General features: G+C 31.5%; 3 protein-coding genes. All 3 read right to left on the bottom strand.

Annotated elements, in window-relative coordinates; genetic code table 11:
- Positions 1–1,152: hypothetical protein (locus tag ACWIX0_RS13430; protein WP_454174489.1), on the bottom strand; the 1,152-nt coding region annotated here is incomplete at its 3' end.
- Positions 1,153–1,165: 13 nt separating this feature from the next.
- Positions 1,166–1,306, bottom strand: coding sequence for a hypothetical protein (locus tag ACWIX0_RS13425; RefSeq protein ID WP_454174488.1), 141 nt, complete (start codon positions 1,304–1,306; stop codon positions 1,166–1,168).
- Between the two features lie 3 nt (positions 1,307–1,309).
- A partial coding sequence (locus tag ACWIX0_RS13420; protein WP_454174487.1) for a DUF5675 family protein occupies positions 1,310–1,858 on the bottom strand: 549 nt, incomplete at its 5' end.

Genomic DNA, 1,858 nt, shown 5'->3' with positions numbered 1-1,858 from the left:
CGTGGATGGGGTTTTATTGAATGTTTGTTTGTATTTTTTGTCTATGATTGTGCGTTTGTCATCAAAAGAATCTATATCAAAATTATGAGATTTTAAAATCCACACTTTGCACCAATCATTTGGCAATATATCCCAAATAAGCACTAAATAATTATCTCTAAATAAAGGGTTTATGAGTTTTTGTTTGTTGGTGTTGTAGTAGGATTTTAACATTTTAAAATTATAATAAAGCACATAACAACTTGCGCCATCAAGAGGACTAATCTTTGGATTATCTTTGTGATACCATTCATATCCTTTATCAAACATTGGCTGATATATAGGATTTATACTGCCATCGGTTAAACCATTAAAATCTGTTTTGTAAATATTAGGCGTATTTGTAGCTTGTGATAACAGCTGAGCTACTATTTTACCATTTTTAGAATCTGGCTTATCACGGACATTTACCATAAAGTCATTTATGTTTGTTTTTGTGTATGCTAATGCTGAAGTAGGCAAAGGTTTAGTTATAGAGTTTTTAGCTTCTATATTATCTTTAAGCCAAGGTATATTATAGGCTTCTAAATTGGGTATTGCGGTAAGTAGAGAGTGGTTTTTTATAATTCCTATAAGTATGTCCAATTCTCCAAATTCAGCAAACTCGGCATTTCCAAAAAATCCCATAAAAGTGTCATACTTAAAAAATGATAATTGCTCCATAGTTATGCTATACCACTCAAATTCCACTTCCAACGGCACAAGCACCGAGCCAAAACGCATATCAAAAAAACGCTGTTGTTGGGATTCACTAAAACCAGCCTTTGAGAGAATGTCTTTTACAAAGTCGTAGTTTATGTCGTAAGGAATCTTTATGTTATCTAATGCTCTAGGCAGTCCAAATACACGCAACTGCTCTCCATCTATGCTTTTTTGGAAGTCTTTAGCATAAAGGACGGCATAGTTTATATATGGATTATTTTGCGGGAAAAATATTAAATCAATGTTTTTATTGTGCTTTATATCAAAGCTCCACGAAATGCGGAGGTGTCCTTTGAATTTTAGGATTTCGCCTATATTGCTATTATAAAATTTATCAAAAAAAACGCAAGGGATAATTGGTGTTCTTAAAGTTGAATTATCTATTAATCTAATAAATTGTGTGATATTCATTTTAACTTCTCCGTTATTTTTTTGCAGTTTTCATTTGGACTTGAATAAAAATATCCACGCATTGAGGATTTAGCTTGTTGTCGCTAAAATAATATGTATTTGCAAATATGCCACACGCAACCACTAAAACGATGAATCTAAGTATTTTTTGCATTTTTTACGCTTCACTTTGAACAATCTCATTTATATTATTTATAACAAAATTGTTTTTTATAATTATCGTAACAGATCCATCTATGGTATTATTGTTGATTTTTTTTAGCCAATGCTCTAAATTTTGTTTGAATCTTATCACTTTTTTTTCGTTTTCGATTTTGATGATTGTGTTATCGCTAACTTTTTTATCATTTATTAACAAACATCCTTCAGAATCTTTTGGTGTATTGCCCCCGTGAATCAAAATCGCCCTGCCTTTTGATAGATAATTATTAAATAACTTTAAAACGCCTTTCATATTTCCATCATTCCACATTACATTATACCTCCCATCTGGGATTCGCAAATTAACTTCACCTGCTATGCTATCAGGTCCTGGTCGCTCTAGTATGTAAGCATAGTTGTTTTCATCATTTGGCAATGAAAAGGGGTTAAACATTTCATATTCTTTATTGCCCTGTGCTGTATTTTTTTCTATAAATTTACCATTAGAATCCACCCTTTTGTCATCGATAAATACATTCATTCTACCCATTGTAGATTCATTAGT

The sequence above is a fragment of the Helicobacter sp. T3_23-1059 genome (genome assembly GCF_053654515.1).
Note: the sequence above shows the minus strand (reverse complement) of the source record. Positions and strands in the feature narration are given on the sequence as shown.

What these genes read in the sequence shown, in the direction of transcription:
- ACWIX0_RS13425 (WP_454174488.1), bottom strand. Translation starts at nt 1,306, where the DNA reads ATGCAAAAAATACTTAGATTCATCGTTTTAGTGGTTGCGTGTGGCATA.